Below are 17,167 nucleotides of genomic sequence, written 5' to 3'. Positions count from 1 at the left end.
CGACGCGGGGAATGCCATGCGCCAGCGGAAAGAAAGGGGAAATCCGGGCCATCTGGCGCTCGCTCAGCAAAAACACATCACACATCACGGTCTCCTTTCCGAAACCGTGAATCACATCTCAAACCAAATTAATAGGTCCTGAACCTAGGTGTTGCGCCATCATGCGAAGCTTTTGCTCAAGCCATACGTACAACCCGATAGCTGGCATGAAATCAATGACAAGATCCGCCTCTATCTCGCGGAAAACTCCATTGTGGCGGTCAACGTAGTGCTCTTCACCAATTGGTCGGCCAGCCTCATCTAGATCCAAACGACCCAGGCTAGGAAGTGCGTAACGCTCCGAATACGGGCTCAGATGCAGCGAGCCATTAGGCGCTACGCCACCGTACACTCCGTCAACGTTAATCACCCTGAAGTAGCGGCTTTTGTCGTACTTGATATCGAGCGAGCGTCCGGTTGCATCCGCCATACCGTTTCTCCAATTCCATCACCGAGATTGCACAGATAAGAGCGTAAATACAAGATGGCCACCCGTGAGGCATACATGATGACAAATTTCAAATGATGAAATTAATTTGCCAAACAGCCAGAAGGGCAGCTTTGGAACACTCCGAACATTTGGCGAACGATCTGCTACGCTTTTTGCTACGCAACTGCGTAGCACGTTCCGGCATGGTTCCGCACGGCATCAGATGTGCATTCGTCTAAAGGCTTGAAAAAACGGTATTAATGGGGACTGGATGTGATGGAGCGACACAGGTCTGACAGAATTTCAAGACCGGTTCCTTAAACCACTCGGACACTCTTCCGTATCGCTTCGCATCAAGCGGATTCAGTGCAATGGCTTTATGATGAGCACGCGCTGGCGTCAATCGGCTTTGGCTGCGAAAGGTCTGCTTGAAGGGCGGGTCTCCGCAGCGCGGCTCCAGCGCAGCGCAATCCTTCAGCTTCGCTCGCCGCGCTTTGAGCAGCTGCTTGTCGCATCTGATGACCCAGGCGACCCAGGACACCACCCGTCAACCGTGCACATTCACCCGGGTCGTCTGCCTCAACCTTGCCGAACGACGCTCCGTCAACGCCCCGAGAGACAGACCCCAGACATCGGGCGAGGACCGACGGCAAATGCGCTGGTCATTGGGAGGAGGTTAAACCGGACAGTAGTCGCTCAAGCCCTGACATGACGCAAGGGGGAGGGGAACGCTCATCGGAATGTTCTGCGGAGGTTGGCCCTTCTGATTGCATGGCGCGGTCGCGGCCATAAATCACTGCGTCGTGTCCTGTCGACAGCCTCAACGCATGCAGACGGCCGCTCGATCCCCGGGGATGGAGCGGCCGTAACGTCACGCTGTTTTTCCGCGTTGGAGATGGAGCCGATCAGGGCTTGATCGCGCCGACCGCCATGGCATCGACCTGGCGCGACAGGCTCAGGCCGATGACCGGGATCATGCTGTCATCGACCTTCACCGAGATGGTGACGTTCATGGTCGAAGGGTCTTGCAGCCGCGCGATCAGCGCGCCGTTCAGCTTCTTGCGGGTGATGCCGACGACGGCCTTGTCCTTGGTCACGGCGCCGGAGACGATATCGAGCCCCTTGCCCTCGGCACCATCGAGGAAGCTGCCGCCGTAGGAATTGCCCTTCTGCGTGATGGTGGCCGACATCGGCTGCTTGAACACGCCGACGCGGCAGAAGCCGTCGAGCTTGATGCCGGTGTCCTTGCCGGTCATCGGCGTGCCGGTGAGGTCGCAGGTGAACTTCGTGCCCTTGTACTTGCCGGCAACGATCTCGCCCGGGCCGGACCATTGGCCGTTCACGGACTGGAAGAAGATCTTGTCGGACTGCGCCGCCGCAGGCGTCGAAGAAAGGGCGGCGCCGGCCAGGGCTGCGAGGCCGGCCAGAACGGGCGCGAGGGTTGAGAGGCGCGGGGGCATCAGCGTTTCCTTGGAAAGGACGAAAATCGAAATCTGCTGACGACAATGGCACTTGAGTGGTTAATGGTTGGTTTCGTCCGCCTCAACTCCGGCGCTGTCCGGCGCAAGCGATGCGGCGGCGAAAGCCGCGGGTGAGTGCGGCTATCCCGCTGGTCCCGCTAGGATTTCCCGCGGCGCCTCCGGCAGGATCCAGGTCTGGTGCGCTGCCGGACACAGCGCAAAAATTAACCCTGTTCGGCTGATGGCCGCCGCTCGCCGGGCGCCAGATCGCCGAGGAAATCGCCGATTCCCGGCCGGCGCAGCGCGCGGAACGGCAAGGGACGGCAGACATCCATGGCTGCGATGCCGATTCGCGCGGTCATCATCCCGTTGATGACCCCTTCGCCAAGCCGCGCGGAGAGGCGGGAGGCGAGGCCATGGCCGAGCACCTGCTGGACCAGGCTGTCGCCGGCGGCAATCGAGCCGGTGACGGCAAGATGGGCGAGCACATCGCGCATCAGGCGGATCGAGCCGAGCGTTCCCGGTCGTGCGCCGTAAAGCTCGGCGACGGCGCGGATCAGCCGGGCGGATTCGTAGATCACATAGCCGAGATCCACAAGCGCGCGCGGGCTGACGGCCGTGACCAGAGAGACCCGCTTGGCCGCGCCGAGGATCAAGAGGCGGGCATCGCGGTCGAGCGGGCTCATCAGCTCCCGCTCGGCCAGCTCGATCAGCTGCGGCCCGTCGATGATCTCGCCTTCGGTCGCTTTCAACGCCGCCCGCCCGGAGGCCGTCTGCGCCCGGTTCTTCAACAGCCCGGTCAGCTGATCGACCACCTTGCGCGCCGGCCCGGCCGCTGGCTGGCCGGCGGCGTTGAGCGCGTCGGCCTTCAGCGTCTGGACATTGGCCAGCCGGAAAATGCCCGCGAGTTCCCGCCCGACCACGACCATGACCCCCAGAACGAGCAGGGCCACGGCGCCGATGGCGACCATGCCCAGCGCATCGGAACGGGAAAACAAGTCGCGGATCAGCTGATCCAGCCACAGGCCCAGCGCCAGCGAGACCAGCACGCCGAAGGCGCCGGCTGCAAGCCCGGCAAAGGAAAAGCGCCGCCGGCGCGGCAGCACCCGCGCTTCGGTTACCTCGATCGGCTCCAGCGGCAGGGTGGTCTCGGCGAAGGGGTCTTCCGAAACCGGGGTCAGCGTCACACCATCGTCGAAGGCGGCGGGCCGGCGCGGGGCGGCGGGCGATGGCTGCGGCCGTGCCTCTTCCGGATCGAGCGAGAAGGCGGCCGGGCGGCGGGGCGGATCACTGGTCATGCAAGACGGTCTCCGAACAGGAACTGCATGGCCCGGTCGAGCCGGATATGCGGCACCGATAGCTTCAGCCCGCCACCGGTCTCCTCGATTTCGGGCGGGCGGAACCGCACGAAATTGACGAGATCGCCGTCCGGGCGCGCGGCAAAGAGCTGGTCGGGATTGGCGGGCAGATCGCCAGGAAAGATCGCGGTGCGCCGCTTGCCGTCGAAGACCTGTCCGTCGATGGTCTCGCCCGCGATCGGCACGCCGACGATGACCGGCAGCTTCGCGCCGCCTTCCTCCACCGTTGCCTCGCGCGTGGCCCGCACGGCCGCCAGCGCCATCACCTCCAGCCCGGCTCCGCTCAGGCCGATCCGTTCGGCCGCGCGATGCACCAGCCGTCCGGTGATCCGCTCCAGCCGGTCATGCGATTCGTGATGCAGATGGTCGGCTTTGGTCGCCGCGATCAGCACCTTGTCGATTCGCCGCGTGACGAAGGAGGAGAGGAAGGAATTGAGCCCCGGGCGAAAACAGGCCAGCACTTCCGCCAGCGCTTCCTCCAGATCGGCCACGGCTTCCGGCCCGCGATTGATCGCCGTCAGCGCATCGACCAGCACGATCTGTCGGTCGATGCGGGCGAAGTGCTCGCGGAAGAAGGGCTTGACCACATGGGTCTTGTAGGCCTCGTAGCGCCGCTCCATCATCGCCCAGAGCGAGCCCGGCTCCGGCCGGCCCTCGGCAGGCAGCGGCAGGGGCGAAAAGGTGAGCGCCGGCGAGCCGTCGAGATCGCCCGGCATCAGGAAGCGGCCGGGCGGCAGGATGGAGAGCGCGCGCTCGTCGCTGCGGCAGGCCTTGAGATAGGCGGTAAAGCGCTCGGCGAGCGCCCGCGCCTTGGCCTCGTCCGCCGGCGCGTTCAGCGCCTCGGCCTCCGCCAGCCGGCACCAGTCGCGCGACAGCTCTTCGCGCACGCCTTTCTGCGCCCGCTCCCAGGTCTGCGCGCTGAAGGTGCGAAAATCCTGCGACAGCAGCGGCAGATCCAGGAGCCACTCGCCGGGATAGTCGATGATGTCGATCGACAGTTCGCCGCGCGAGAACATGCGTCCCCAGCCGCTGGCGCTCTCATAATCCAGCGTGAGGCGGATCTGAGAGATCGCCCGGGTCGAATCCGGCCAGATGCGGTCACGCACCAGCGCGGCGATATGGTCCTCATATTGAAAGCGCGGCACGGCATCGTCGGGCTGCGGCGCCAGACGGATGCGCGAGACCCGTCCGGAGCGCACAGCCTCGAACACCGGCAGGCGTCCCCCATTCAGGAGATTGTGCACCAGAGAGGAGATGAACACCGTCTTGCCCGCGCGCGACAGGCCGGTGACCCCGAGCCGCAGCGCGGGATGGACCAGCCCGGCAGTGCGATCGGAAAACGTATCGAGCGCGATCAGCGCGTCGTCGGCGAGACGGGACAGGAAGGACGACAAGCGGCACGCTCTCCGGCATGAGGACGCCGCCGGGGCCGGCGCGTCAGGGGCAACCTCGCCGATATAGGCGCGGCCTAAGCGTCATGGAAGGGCAGGAGGGCGCTTCATGATCGACATCTGAAGAACCCTCCCGCGCTTGAAGGCAGGACCGTGCGCCAAGCCGCTACTGATGCGGATCGATCCAATGAGCGAGCCGGCCGGTGACGCCAGCGCCGGGCGGTCTGTCGAAATCGATGACCGCGAGACCGGCCGGGGGATAGCCCTGATCGTAGAGACCCGCAGGCAGGTCCTCGCCGACGAGCGCGCGGAGCAGTTCGTCGATGACGGGATTGTGCCCGCAGATCAGCACCGAGCCGCAATTCTGCGCGAGCGCCGCGTGCAGATAGACCTCGGCACCGCCGGAATAGAGCGCATCGACCACCTGCACGGGCATGGTGTCGCCGGCCACGCCCTGCAGCGCCATCACCGTCTGCCGGCAGCGCCGGGCCGGGGAACACAGCACCATCTCGGGGATCAGGCCGAGGCCGGAAAGGCGAAGGGCGAGATGGGTGGCATCGCCTTCGCCGACGGGATCGAGCGTGCGGTCGACATCGCGCAGGCCAGGCTTTGCCTGCGCCGCGCGGGCATGGCGCAGGAGAAAAAGGCGAAATTCGGGGGCAGGGTCAGGTGTCAAGCGAGTCTCTGTTGAGGGGCGCCGGCGGAGAACGGTGCAGGAGGGCAGATGAGCGGCCATCAGGTTCCCCCGGCGCGGCCGACAGATCAAGAGAGGATCAGCCCGGCACGGAAATTTTCCGAACCGACGGAAGCGGCGTGATTATTTTTTGCGCATGCGAAGGCACCGCAGGCGTGTTCCGGCACTGCATCATGGCGTTTCCGTCCTCCCCAAACCTGGGGGTTGATCCCCTTCCAGCCGACGGTTGCTGATCCGTCAAGAGAGGCTTACTGTCACCAAACCGTAATTTTGATGAAATATTAGCTCCTTAGCCTCAGTTTTTAGCAAGGCCTCTCTGCTTCGGACAGGCCTGGCGAGGCTTGAATCGCTTCGGTTGTGGGTCTATACACCGCGCACATGAGATGTTCTTCGGGAGAAACGCGTTGAGTGAGAAGATCGATCTTAGTTCCTACGTGCTGTCGGAAGACGATGAGTTCATGAACGTGCATCAGCGGGCTTATTTCAGGGCCAAGCTCAATGCATGGAAGAACGACATTCTTCGCGAGGCACGCGAAACGCTGGGCCATCTGGCCGAGGAAAGCGCCAATCATCCCGATCTCGCCGACCGGGCATCCTCCGAAACCGACCGCGCCATCGAACTGCGCGCCCGCGACCGCCAGCGCAAGCTGATCTCCAAGATCGACGCGGCCCTGCAGCGCCTGGACGAAGGCACCTACGGCTATTGCGAGGAAACCGGCGAGCCGATCGGCCTGAAACGGCTGGACGCGCGCCCGATCGCCACGCTATCGATCGAGGCGCAGGAGCGCCACGAGCGCCGCGAGAAGGTCTATCGGGACGAATAGAACCGTTCAGCCGGCGCCGGAGCCACCTGGGTTCGGCGTCGGGCCATAGAGCATCGGACGCCTATGATCCTTCGGTTTCGCAGACGGCGCTCTCCGTGATCACTGTTCTGGGCGTTGACGTCACAGATCCCGACGGTCGGCCTCGGTGATGTCCGGCCGGGCAGGGCTTGAGCTGCCTTGGCGTCGGGTCAATGGATAGCACGCGGATCTATCTGGTGGGCTAATAGACTTTCTGTGTCCCCTTGCTTCACGCCGGGCGCTTGTTCTTGAACCTTGGCGCAGCGTCTTGCCTCGACACGCTGACCTGCCGCTTTATGACGAAAGCCTTGTTCGCGCATCCGAGCAACGTCTTGGTCGCAAGTTTCAGCCTTCAGAGCATCGAGCTGAAAATCAAACGCGACGCCTTGCTCTCGATTGCTGTTTTTGCATTGAATTTTTCTCGATATCCAGTTCCTGCTTTCCAGTCTGATGCTCTGGAGCATCGGACTGAAAACAGTCCTCAGTGCGATGCTCTGGATTTTTATTTTTGCATCGGATTTTTCCGAAAACCGGTTCCCACTTTTCGGTCCGATGCTCTAGCGGGCGCATTGCGCCCGCAGGCACGCGCGACGCGGCCGAATTCCCGGCAATGCCTGCTACCTCCATGGCTGCCATCCCCGATCGCTGCAGTTCAGACCTCAGGAGGACTTCGGTGGTGCTGTCGGCGTTGCCCGCGGCATCGGCTGGGTGGCGGTCGCGCGCGGGGCTGTCGGCCGCGCGGCGCTGGCCCGGGGCGTGGGGGATGAGGCGGGAGCGGAAGGGGTGGCCGCCGATTGTGCAGATGATGCGGGGGGTGAGGTCACCGGGCTGCCCTTTCCGTCTGCACCAGCAGCCAGAATGCTCGCGAAACTTCCGGGCGGTGCCGATGGCTTTTCCTGGACAAGTTGTTCCTTGAGCGATTGTGCCTCGACGGGTTGTTCCGCAATGCGCGGCGGCCGCGGGCGCGCCGCCGGCAGAACGCGGTCGCGCGCGGCATCGAGAATATCGGCTGCCGAGCGCGGATCGCCGCCCTGTGCCGGTGGCGCTTTCGCCGCCTCGGCCGTTGCGGCTCTTACAGGGGCAACGGTTGCAGGCTCCGGCCTTGGGGGCAGGCGGGCGGGTGTTGGCGCTGCCGCCGGGGAGGTGGTCTCCGCATCGCGATAGAGAACCTGGCCCATGGCTGAAACAGGCGGCGTCCTGGGCCGCGCGGCTTCGGCGGCGCGTTGCGCGGCGGCCCGCGCCAGGCGCTGTTCAAAGGGCATGCGCCGCTCATTGGCGAGCTTCTGCGCAAATTCGGCGGCGGCCGCGCCCGGCACTGCGGGCGCAGTCTCATCCGGCGTGGCCGGGGCTGGCGTCGGCGGCTCGGCTGTCGCCGGTCTGATGGCCGAGGACGCGGTTGCCGGCGGCCGGATTGCCGCCGTCTCGGTCTTTGCCCTTTCGCCGTCCGGCATCGAGGGCGTGACGGTCGCGGCTTGCTGCGCCGATGCCGGCTCCCTCGATGGTTTCGGCATTGGGGACAGGGGCGCACGCTGCCCCTCATCGGCAGGCCGCTCCGCCGCAGGGCCTGTTGTCTCGCCAAGGCCGCGTGCACGCTGATCGTCCGCCGCGCTTCGCGCTGGCGCAAGAGGCGCCGGCCGGCGGGAAAGAGGCGGCGCTTCGGATGGCGGCGGTGCATCCTCTACCGTGGCTGGCGCGCCCGACAGAGCAGGTTCGGCGGCTCTGGAGGGCAGGGGGCGTGGCCTGCCGGCGGGTGCTGTTGCGGTCAGGTCAGGGGCCGCTGGCGGCAAGAGCGAGGCCGCGTCGCCAAGCGCGCGCGCCGGTGCTCTCGCGGCGCCCGCGGCCCTGTTGATCCCGGCGTGATCCATTGCGCGCAGCACTTCGCCCCGCTCATGCGCCGCGCCGTCAGCGGTCGCGGTGGTTTCGTCCGGCCAGCCTGTCGAAGGGGTTTGCGGGAAGAGCATGTCGAGTGGGTCGGAGGGCGGCGGATCGGTGGCCGGCGGCGCGGATGGCGGATCGATCTGGAATGGCAAATCGCGCGCGACGGGCGCCGCCGCCACGATCTGCGGCGCGGCCTGTCGCGGGGCTGGCCGCAGGCTGTCGTCCCACGGCTTTTCCTCCAAAGCCTGCGACGGCTCCTGCAGCGGCGAGAACACGGCCTGCGGCGCAGCCGCTACGCCTGTCTCCGGCGTTGCGGTTTCCGGCGGAAACAGGGCGTCGAGCGGGTCCATCGTTTGCAGCGGCCGGCCGGCGGCCGGTTGGGCGACAGTCGCGGGATGGGCGGCGGGCGGAGCCGGGCGCTGCGGCGCAAAAGCCTCTTCCGCATCCTCTTCATCGTCAAACGGTGCGAACCGCCGGGCAAGCGCCGCCGCTCTGGATGCCTCGTCCTCTTTCTGCTCCTGCGGGAACAGGACATCGAGCGGATCGGTGATCGGCGCCGCGCGCAGCCGGTCCGGCGGCGTCGGGGAAGAAGCCGCTGCCGAAGGGGCAGGCGTCAGGGGCTGGGAGGAGGGAAGCGCCGCGGGATGGTCGATGGCATGGTCATGTGACGAGTCCAGGGGCATGGCTGCCGTTGGCGCAGCCATGGCCGGCAGCGCTGGGCTCGTCAGGGTGGTGGCCGGCTGAGCCGGGCTTTGCCCCTCGTTCCGCGCCGCTCGCGGCATGTGCCCCTCGAGATCCCACTCTCTCCCGCCAAGCTCCGGTGGTGCCTGCGGCACATCGCGATGTTCGGCACGGCCGGACGCCGCGACCGGCGCCGTGGCTGCCAGGGACGATCTCTCAGACCGCGCAGCCTCGGCACGCCCTCCATCCGGCCCGTCACCGGCCTTCCCCTGCGCACCGGCCGGCGTCGCGTCCGGTTCCGGCACCCCAGCGGGAAGCCCCGCTCTTGCCTCAAGGCCAAAGATCCCCGGCGTCGTCGTCTGTGCGCCGAGCGGGCGGCTTTCCAGAACTAGATCCGCCGGCCCGCCGATCAGGAGAAGGTGTTCGACATCATCCCGGCGCACCAGCACCAGCCGGCGGCGGGCATCGACGGCGGTCGATTCGAGCACGGCGAGCCGCTGCTCGCGCAGGCGGGCGCCGCGCAGAAGGCCGGAGGCGGTGCCGCGATGCTTCAACAGCCAGAGCACGCCCACCAGCGCGCCGAGCGCCAGGCCAACGATCGTGACCGCGAAGAGGAAGCGGCTTCCATTGCTGGCGATCAGATCTTCCATTCTGTCCCTTCCGGCCTGCCGTCATCATTTCGGCCTGTCCGTGCAGCTTTGCCCGGCGCGTCTCAACATCGGGCCGGCTGGCGCGCGGTCGGTCGACCTTCCGCGCCGGCCCATCCCGCTCGCCGGACCGCTTCCGTTTCCAGCAGGCGATCCAATCCTTGCCGATCCTTAACCCATTCGCAAAGAAACCGGAATCGCCTGCCCGCGCGATCTCCCCATCGTCCCTGCCTTTTCACGCCGTGTCGGGCGACAAAACCGCCGCACCCCTCGGCAAACTCCTGCCCATGCCCCTCGGTTTAAGACTAAAGTTACGAACGGCGGACGAGACACGGCGCCAGCTTGCGGGTGAGTCGCGGCCGACTTGCGGCAGACAGACGGCGGCAGACAGGCGCAAGCTCGCTGCGGCACAAGGCGGCTGATGGCATGGGCCGCCCGCGTGAGTCGGCGCGCGTTCTTTGGCGAACACAACATCGCCCGGCCGCCCGCAGCAGGGTAAAGAGAACGGGTGCGCGCAAAGCGAATCGTCCGCCGCGCGGTGGGCCGCCGAGATCTGGAAGGCGCCGAGGACATGAGACAGGAATGAGGAGCTCGATGACGAAACTGCGCCACGCCGGCGACTATCAGATGCCGATCGTCGACCGAAGCACGCGCCCCGGCACGGTGCTGCGCATCATTCTGCTCGCCATCGTGCTGACGGCGTCGGCGGCGCTGTTCATCATCTTCAAGAACCAGCTCGACAGCGAGATCGTGCTCGGCATTCTCGGCGTGCTGGCCATGGTCGGCATTTTCTTCCTGGTCTCCTCGGCCATCGGCTTCATCGAGGTCATGCCGCAATCGCGGCCGGACGAGCTCGCCCGCGCCTTTCTCGACGGCCATCCGGACGGCACGGTGGTCACCGACCGCAAGGGGCGGATCGTCTATGCCAATGCCGCCTATGGAGCGATGACGGGCGCGTCGCGGGCCAGCGAGATCCAGTCGCTGGAAACCATCCTGTCGCGCGCGCGCGAGGCTTCCGAGGCGCTTTATCGCCTGACCAACGGCCTGCGCGACGGGCGGGCGGGACATGAGGAATTTCGCCTGCTGCGGCCCCTGAAGCCCCAGGCAGGCCCGGCGGCGGCCGGTCACTGGTTCCGCCTGAAGGCGCGCGTGCTGCCCTTGCAGGACGGCGACCGCAACGGCCTTTATCTCTGGCAGATTTCCGACATCACCTCCGAGCGCGAGCAGCAGGAGCGCTTCTTCAAGGAGCTGCAGAACGCCATCGACTATCTCGACCATGCGCCCGCCGGCTTCTTCTCCGCAGGGCATAAGGGTGAGGTGGTCTATATCAATGCCACGCTCGCGGAATGGCTGGGGCTCGATCTCACCCGGTTCCAGCCGGGCTCCATGGCGATCGGCGATCTTGTGGCCGGCGAGGGGCTGGCGCTGATCCAGTCCGTCCAGGCGGAGCCGGGCCTGCTCAAGACCCGGGCGCTCGATCTGGATCTCAAGCGTGTCGATGGCCGCAGCCTGCCCGTGCGGCTGATCCACCGCGTGTCCACCGCGCGCGATGGCGCGCCGGGCGAAAGCCGCACCATCGTTCTGGCGCGCACGCCGGGCGAGGAAACCGAGGCCTCGGCCTCCGCTGCCGCCATGCGCTTCACCCGCTTCTTCAACAACACGCCGATGGCGATCGCCTCCGTCGACAGCCAGGGCCGGATCCTGCGCACCAATGCACCTTTCCTGAAGCTCTTTGCCGATGTCGTTGCGCAGACGGATATGGAGCGCGGCGCGCTGCTGGATGCCGTCGTCCATCCGCACCAACGCGCCGGCATGCATGAGGCGCTGGCGGCCGCGCGCGACCGGCAGAGCGATATCGCCCCGATCGATTCGCGCCATCCCGGCAATGAGGCGCGCCATGTGCGCTTCTATGTGAAGGCCGTGGTGGAAGCCGGCGACGAGGCGCCGGATGAGGCCGCGATCGTCTATGCGCTGGACATCACCGAGCAGAAGGCGCTCGAGACCCAGATGGCCCAGACGCAGAAGATGAATGCGGTGGGCACACTGGCCGGCGGCATCGCCCACGACTTCAACAATGTGCTCACGGCGATTCTGCTGTCGTCGGACCATCTGCTGCTGTCGGCCCGCCCCTCCGATCCGAGCTTCGCGGATCTGATGGAAATCAAGCGCAATGCCAACCGCGCCGCCGTGCTGGTGCGCCAGCTGCTCGCCTTCTCGCGCAAGCAGACCATGCGGCCGACGGTGCTGAACATGACCGACGTGATCGGCGATCTGCGCATGCTGGTCGACCGCATGACCGGCATGAACGTCAAGGTGGCGATCGATTACGGCCGGGATCTCTGGCCGGTGCGCACCGATCTCGGCCAGTTCGAGCAGGTGGTTCTCAACCTTGCGGTCAATGCCCGCGACGCCATGCCCGATGGCGGTACGCTGACGCTGCGCACACGCAATTTCCCCGCCAGCGAAGTGGCCGCGCTCAACCGCCGCGAACTGCCGGCGGAAGATTACGTGCTCGTGGAGGCCGAAGATGAGGGCACGGGCATCCCGCCCGAGATTCTCGACAAGATCTTCGAGCCCTTCTTCACCACCAAGGAGGTGGGCAAGGGCACGGGCCTCGGCCTTTCCATGGTCTATGGCATCGTCAAGCAGTCGGGCGGCTTCATCTATGCCGATTCCGAGGTCGGCCGCGGCACCACCTTCCGCATCCTGCTGCCGCGCTATGTCGAGGAGGTGCAGCCGCTGGTCGAGCTGGAGGCAATGCCGACAAGCGCGATCGCCGCCCCAGTGCCGGCGCCCGCTCCGCCACCCGCTGCGGCGGAGCCCGCCGATCTCACCGGCGATTCGGCCGTGGTGCTGCTGGTCGAGGACGAGGAAGCCGTGCGCCGTGGCGGCAAGCGCATGCTGGAAACGCGCGGCTATACGGTCTACGAGGCCGGCTCCGGCGTCGAGGCGCTGGATGTGATGGACGAGCTGAATGGGGCGGTCGATATCGTCGTCTCCGACGTCGTCATGCCGGAGATGGACGGGCCGACGCTTTTGACCGAACTGCGTAAGAAATATCCCGACCTGAAGTTCATCTTCGTCTCGGGCTATGCCGAGGATGCCTTTGCCCGCAACCTGCCGGCGGACGCCAAGTTCGGCTTCCTGCCAAAACCCTTCTCGCTCAAGCAGTTGGCGATCGCCGTGCGCGAGATGCTCGACGCCTGAGCCGCTCTTGCGGTGCCGTAGCGTCACGCCCTGATCGCCGGGAACATCTATAGGAAACAGGGGCGGCGTCCTTCGCCGGCCCTGTGCGCGTGAAAAGGAGATGGAGATGTCCGCCCCGATCGAAGCCGACGCCGTCCTGGCTTTCTGGCTGTCCGACCATGCCCGGGCGCACTGGTTCGGTTCGACACCCGAATTCGATGCCGAATTGCGGGAGCGATTCCTCTCCGATTACGAGCGGGTGCGGGCCGGCGCGGCGGATGTCATGGCTGAGACGCCCGAGGGCTGCCTGGTGCTGATCCTGTTTCTGGACCAGTTCCCCCGCAACATGTTCCGCGGCACGGCGCGCGCCTTCGAGGGCGACGGCAAGGCGCGGGCCCTGGCGCAATTTGCGCTCGAGCGCGGCTATCCGGAGGGAATGGATGCCGATCGGCAGATGTTCTTCTATCTGCCCTTCATGCACAGCGAGGATCCCGGCGACCAGCAGCGCTGCATTGCCTTGTTCAGCCAGCGGCCGGAGCATGGCAATTCGCTCGACTTCGCCCGCCAGCATGCCGAGATCATCGACCGCTTCGGCCGCTTTCCGCATCGAAACCAGGCCCTCGGGCGCGAAACCTCGCCGCAAGAGGCTGCGTTTCTCACCCGGCATTCCGGCTTTTAGAGCATCGGACCGAAAGGTGGGAAGCGGATTTCGGAACATCCTATGCCCCGAAGTCGAGCGGGCGCTACTCTCCTGCTTCTCACAGTCTATTCAAGAATTGCCGTTGGGCTGCCGAAAATGGCGATTTCGAGAACCGGAGCGCAGCCTACTCAACGTACGTGAGCACCGGAAGCGCAGACATTGCCATTTGCAGGCGGCCAACGGCGATTATGGGATAGACTGTCAGATCCCGCCTTCATAGCCGGAAAGGCCGCCATCGAGCAGGCTGCGCAACAGCGCCATGCCGCGGCGCACATCCTCGCGCCGGTGGTTGGAAAAGCCGACGCGGACCTTGTGGAGCACCCGGTCCGGCCGCCCGGCCTTGAACTCGTCCTCATCGTCGATCAGCACGCCAGCCTCGAAGGCGGCGGCCTTGAAGGTGCCGGAGAGCCAGGGTTCCGGCAGGTCGAGCCAGAAGAAGGGGATCTGCGACGTCGAGCGGAGGGAATGCCCTGCCAGACTTTCCAGGACGATCGCATGGCGCGCCGAAAGCTCGGCGGCGACATCACGGCGGATCGCCTCCGCCTCGCCTGACAGCACCAGCCGTGCGCTGCTCTCGGCCAGCAGGAAGGCGAGGCCGCCGGTCAGCATCTTCTGCGCCACGCGCACGCGCGTGCTCATATTCGGCGGGCAGGCGACCCAGCCGCCACGAAGCCCCGCCGCCACGGCCTTGGCAAAGCCCGAGACCACGAAGGTGCGCTCCGGCGCGAGTGTGGCCAGCATGGGAATGTCGGGGCGCGTCAGCACGCCGTAAATATCATCCTCGATCAGCATCACATTGTGCCGCCGGGCGATCTCGGCGATCGCGCGCCGCCGGCCGAGACTCATCACCGCCAGGCTCGGATTATGGGCCGAGGGCATGAGAAAGGCGATGGCCGGATGCTGCTGCTGGCAGACCCGCTCGAAATCCTCGGGCACCAGCCCTTCCTCGTCGATCTCGCTGGCGATCACCCGCCGGCCGGTCAGCCCGAGCGCCCGGGCAATGTGCGTATAGGTCAGGCTCTCGAACAGCACCTTGTCGCCCGGCGAGGTGACGGCCGTCACCACCGCCATGATCGCGGAATGCGCCCCTTGCGTGAACACCACATCCTCCGCCTCGGGCGAAAAGCCCTGGCGCGACAGCCAGCGCACGCCGGCCTCCTGCCAGTGTGCCGGTGCATTGCGGGCGTAATTGGTGATTTCGGCCGGATGCTCGGCCACGACCTGGGCCAGAACCCGCTCTATAAGGTCCGCTTGTCCCACATCCGCCGCGCCGGTGGAATCGAAGCGCAGTTTGCCATCCGGCGGATCGAGCGAGCGGCCGCTGCGCAGCTCGTGGTTCAGCGGCGAGGCCGGGGAGGGCTCGCCGCCATTGCCCCGCTCGCGCACATAGGTGCCCCGCCCCACCTCGCCGGCCACCAGCCCGCGCTCATGCACCAGCGCATAGGCGCGGCTGACCGTTCCAAGCGTCACACCGATGTCGAAGGCGAGATTACGCTGCGGCGGCAGCTTGTCGCCAGGCGCAAGCGATCCGCCATCGATCGCCGCCTCGATGGAATCGGCCAGGCGCTGATAGAGCGGGCCCGTGCCCTCGGAGAGATTGGGGAGCCAATTTGTCATGGTGACAATAATGGCATTGTTCTGGTTCGATGTCAAATGTATCGATTGATTGTCACTCAAGGGAACAATGTGTCCCGACGACGACGTAAATTGACCTCCTTCTGAGAACGCAAAAGGAATCGAACCCGTGTATCTTGATACAAATGAGACAATTTTCCCCGATGGCTATCAGCGCGAACGCATCTTCACGAGCGCGGGCGAGATGGTGTCGCCGCTTCCTGCGCCGGCAAAGGGCACCTTTGCCCGTCTGATCGAACGTTTCTCCCATTGGCGGATGCGGCGCGCCGGCCGGCTGGTTCTGCGGGACCTTTCTGACGACCAGCTGCGCGATATCGGCATCAGCCGGGCCGAGGCGGAAGCCGAAGTGTCCAAATCCTTCTTCTTCGACTGACGGCCGATGATGCGATCAGCGATCAGGATCGGATCATCAGCGAAGCAATGGAGACGATTGTCATCCTTGTCCCAGACATGAAAAAGGAGTGCGATCCGGCTGGATGCACTCCTTTTTCATGTCTGGCTTCCTCTTGCGCTCCTTGGGATACAATCCGGTCGGAGAGGATTCGATAAGATCATGCTTCAGACAAAGACGATCGGGCGCATCGGACGGAAAAACGGTTCCCACGTTTCGCTCCGGTGCGCCAAGGCGTCAGCAGCCCGTGTCGCCATTTGCCCAGCGGCGGATATCGCCGGTCATGCGCGGGCCCACATCCTGCGAGAACAGGGGCCCGAAGGCCTGCAGCCGGGCAGGGTGGCCCTCCGCCTGCACCACGGCCAGCGGCCGGGCTTCCGGCGCGCCGCGATGGACCAGCAGGATGCGCGGCCGGCCGGAGAAGGAGTTCAGCTCGGGCGCCATGCGGTAGGGCTTGAAGGCGGCATCGCCTGATTTGAACCAGCAGCGATTGGCCGCCAGCGCGATCCGCTCCATGGTCGGCAGGGCGGCCGTATTCTGAGCGGGCGGGGCCTTGGGGGCCGGCGCCGAGGCCTGGCAGGCCGGCAGCGCGATGGCCGCTAGCGCCATCAGCGCGCCGAGGGGGATGACACGCATCATGATCAGGCGGCGATCACGTCGAGCGCGGAGGCGAAGAGGCCGCGGCCGTCGGACCCGCCATGGGCTGCTTCGATCAGGTTTTCCGGATGCGGCATCATGCCCAGCACATTGCCGGCGGCATTGGTGACGGCAGCGATATCGCGCAACGAGCCGTTCGGATTGGTGCCTTCGGCATAGCGGAACACGACCTGCCCCTCGCCCTCGATGCGCTCAAGCGTCTCGGCATCGGCGAAATAATTGCCGTCGTGATGGGCAACGGGGCAGCGGATGATCTGGCCCTTGCCATAGGCGCGGGTAAACGCCGTCTCGGCATTGACCACTTCCAGCTTCACTTCCTTGCAGACGAAGCGCAGCGAGGCATTGCGCATCAGCGCGCCTGGCAGCAGGCCGGCCTCGAGCAGGATCTGGAAGCCGTTGCACACGCCCAGCACCTTCACGCCGGCTTCCGCCTTGGCGCGGATCGCCTGCATCACCGGCATGCGCGCAGCAATCGCGCCGCAGCGCAGATAGTCGCCATAGGAAAAGCCGCCGGGAATGACGATCAGATCGACATCGGGAATTTCGGTATCCGTCTGCCAGACGGTGACCGGTGCCTTGCCGGAGATCAGCGTCAGAGCCGCGATCATGTCACGGTCACGGTTGAGGCCGGGAAGTTGGACGACGGCTGATTTCATGGGTGCGGTTCGAACCTTGCCTGGGCCTCGGCGAGCTCGCGCAGTTCGAGGTGATTTTCGATACGATCGAGGCGGCTCTCATGCCGCCCCAAAATGCCATAGATGTTGTGAATGTCCTGATGAATGGAGATGAGCGTGCCGCGCATGCTCTGCATCTCGTTCTTCAGTTCGCCGACGGCCTGATCGACCCGGTCGAACCTCTGATTCATCCGCTTCAACAGCTCGTACATGAGCTCGTTGGTGACATTCGCCATGGCGCGCTCCTTCACCCGTCAGTCGAGGGCGATAGTATAATTCTCGATCACGGTGTTGGCCAGCAGCTTCTCGCACATGGCCTTGAGGTCGGCCTCGGCCTTTTCGCGGTCGGCGGTCTCAATCGTCAGATCGAAGACCTTGCCCTGGCGAACCTGGCCGATGCCGTCGAAACCAAGCGCGCCGAGCGCGCCTTCGATCGCCTTGCCCTGCGGGTCGAGAACGCCGTTCTTGAGCGTCACGGTGACGCGTGCCTTGATCATGATCGGT

16 protein-coding genes are annotated in these 17,167 nt (G+C 65.5%); 4 read left to right on the top strand and 12 right to left on the bottom strand.

The features are described from left to right. Positions 1–118: 118 nt before the first annotated feature. The 5 genes from BJF92_RS25295 to BJF92_RS18150 form a co-directional block, all read right to left on the bottom strand. The gene (locus BJF92_RS25295) at positions 119–469 is read right to left on the bottom strand and encodes a hypothetical protein (protein ID WP_143524083.1); all 351 of its coding nucleotides are present in this window, start codon (positions 467–469) and stop codon (positions 119–121) included. A gap of 905 nt (positions 470–1,374) precedes the next feature. Continuing rightward, entirely contained in the window at positions 1,375–1,929 is a 555-nt protein-coding gene (locus BJF92_RS18165; protein ID WP_075636158.1) for a hypothetical protein, read from the bottom strand. Positions 1,930–2,153: 224 nt separating this feature from the next. Next, complete coding sequence (locus BJF92_RS18160) at positions 2,154–3,227, bottom strand: YcjF family protein (protein ID WP_075636157.1); 1,074 nt, start codon at positions 3,225–3,227, stop codon at positions 2,154–2,156. Next, a complete protein-coding gene (locus tag BJF92_RS18155; RefSeq protein WP_075636156.1) occupies positions 3,224–4,681 on the bottom strand; it encodes a YcjX family GTP-binding protein in 1,458 nt (485 codons plus the stop codon). The genes BJF92_RS18160 and BJF92_RS18155 overlap by 4 nt, the downstream gene beginning before the upstream one ends. Before the next feature lie 163 nt (positions 4,682–4,844). After that, on the bottom strand, positions 4,845–5,354 hold the full coding sequence (locus BJF92_RS18150) for a SixA phosphatase family protein (RefSeq protein WP_075636155.1): 510 nt from the start codon (positions 5,352–5,354) through the stop codon (positions 4,845–4,847). A gap of 422 nt (positions 5,355–5,776) precedes the next feature. Here BJF92_RS18150 and dksA point away from each other — a divergent pair, with 422 nt between their 5' ends. Further along, entirely contained in the window at positions 5,777–6,196 is a 420-nt protein-coding gene (dksA, locus tag BJF92_RS18145) for an RNA polymerase-binding protein DksA (RefSeq protein WP_075636154.1), read from the top strand. A 188-nt stretch (positions 6,197–6,384) separates the two neighbouring features. Here the strand turns inward: dksA and BJF92_RS25290 are convergent, their stop codons facing one another. Together BJF92_RS25290 and BJF92_RS18140 are read right to left on the bottom strand one after the other, a co-directional pair. Further along, positions 6,385–6,678, bottom strand: a complete 294-nt coding sequence (locus BJF92_RS25290; RefSeq protein WP_143524082.1) for a hypothetical protein — start codon at positions 6,676–6,678, stop codon at positions 6,385–6,387. A gap of 195 nt (positions 6,679–6,873) precedes the next feature. Continuing rightward, the gene (locus BJF92_RS18140) at positions 6,874–9,423 is read right to left on the bottom strand and encodes a flagellar biosynthetic protein FliO (protein ID WP_075636153.1); all 2,550 of its coding nucleotides are present in this window, start codon (positions 9,421–9,423) and stop codon (positions 6,874–6,876) included. A gap of 591 nt (positions 9,424–10,014) precedes the next feature. Between BJF92_RS18140 and cckA the strand changes: the two genes are divergently transcribed. Beyond that, positions 10,015–12,627, top strand: a complete 2,613-nt coding sequence (gene cckA / locus BJF92_RS18135) for a cell cycle histidine kinase CckA (protein ID WP_075636152.1) — start codon at positions 10,015–10,017, stop codon at positions 12,625–12,627. 106 nt (positions 12,628–12,733) lie between these two features. After that, the gene (locus tag BJF92_RS18130) at positions 12,734–13,285 is read left to right on the top strand and encodes a DUF924 family protein (RefSeq protein ID WP_075636180.1); all 552 of its coding nucleotides are present in this window, start codon (positions 12,734–12,736) and stop codon (positions 13,283–13,285) included. A 222-nt stretch (positions 13,286–13,507) separates the two neighbouring features. On the opposite strand, the gene BJF92_RS18125 is transcribed toward BJF92_RS18130, so the two are convergent. After that, positions 13,508–14,923 carry an aminotransferase-like domain-containing protein gene (locus BJF92_RS18125; RefSeq protein ID WP_075636179.1) on the bottom strand — a complete coding sequence of 472 codons (1,416 nt, stop codon included), beginning with the start codon at positions 14,921–14,923 and terminating at the stop codon, positions 13,508–13,510. Between the two features lie 127 nt (positions 14,924–15,050). On the opposite strand from BJF92_RS18125, the gene BJF92_RS18120 reads away from it, so the two are divergent. Next, positions 15,051–15,314: a DUF1127 domain-containing protein gene (locus tag BJF92_RS18120; protein ID WP_245294817.1), complete on the top strand. Its 264-nt coding sequence runs from the start codon at positions 15,051–15,053 to the stop codon at positions 15,312–15,314. Between the two features lie 255 nt (positions 15,315–15,569). On the opposite strand, the gene BJF92_RS18115 is transcribed toward BJF92_RS18120, so the two are convergent. Genes BJF92_RS18115 through purS form a run of 4 tightly spaced genes read right to left on the bottom strand, consistent with a single transcriptional unit; the run spans position 15,570 to position 17,160 of the window. After that, a complete protein-coding gene (locus BJF92_RS18115) occupies positions 15,570–15,968 on the bottom strand; it encodes a hypothetical protein (protein WP_075636178.1) in 399 nt (132 codons plus the stop codon). Positions 15,969–15,973: 5 nt separating this feature from the next. Further along, positions 15,974–16,645, bottom strand: coding sequence for a phosphoribosylformylglycinamidine synthase subunit PurQ (gene purQ / locus BJF92_RS18110; RefSeq protein WP_075636150.1), 672 nt, complete (start codon positions 16,643–16,645; stop codon positions 15,974–15,976). Next, positions 16,642–16,899, bottom strand: coding sequence for a hypothetical protein (locus BJF92_RS18105; RefSeq protein WP_075636149.1), 258 nt, complete (start codon positions 16,897–16,899; stop codon positions 16,642–16,644). The genes purQ and BJF92_RS18105 overlap by 4 nt, the downstream gene beginning before the upstream one ends. Before the next feature lie 18 nt (positions 16,900–16,917). Continuing rightward, complete coding sequence (purS, locus tag BJF92_RS18100) at positions 16,918–17,160, bottom strand: phosphoribosylformylglycinamidine synthase subunit PurS (protein ID WP_075636148.1); 243 nt, start codon at positions 17,158–17,160, stop codon at positions 16,918–16,920. Between the last annotated feature and the right edge of the window lie 7 nt (positions 17,161–17,167).

Source organism: Xaviernesmea rhizosphaerae (assembly GCF_001938945.1).
GTDB classification, from domain to species: domain Bacteria; phylum Pseudomonadota; class Alphaproteobacteria; order Rhizobiales; family Rhizobiaceae; genus Xaviernesmea; species Xaviernesmea rhizosphaerae.
This window is presented reverse-complemented; position numbering and strand designations above follow the sequence as displayed.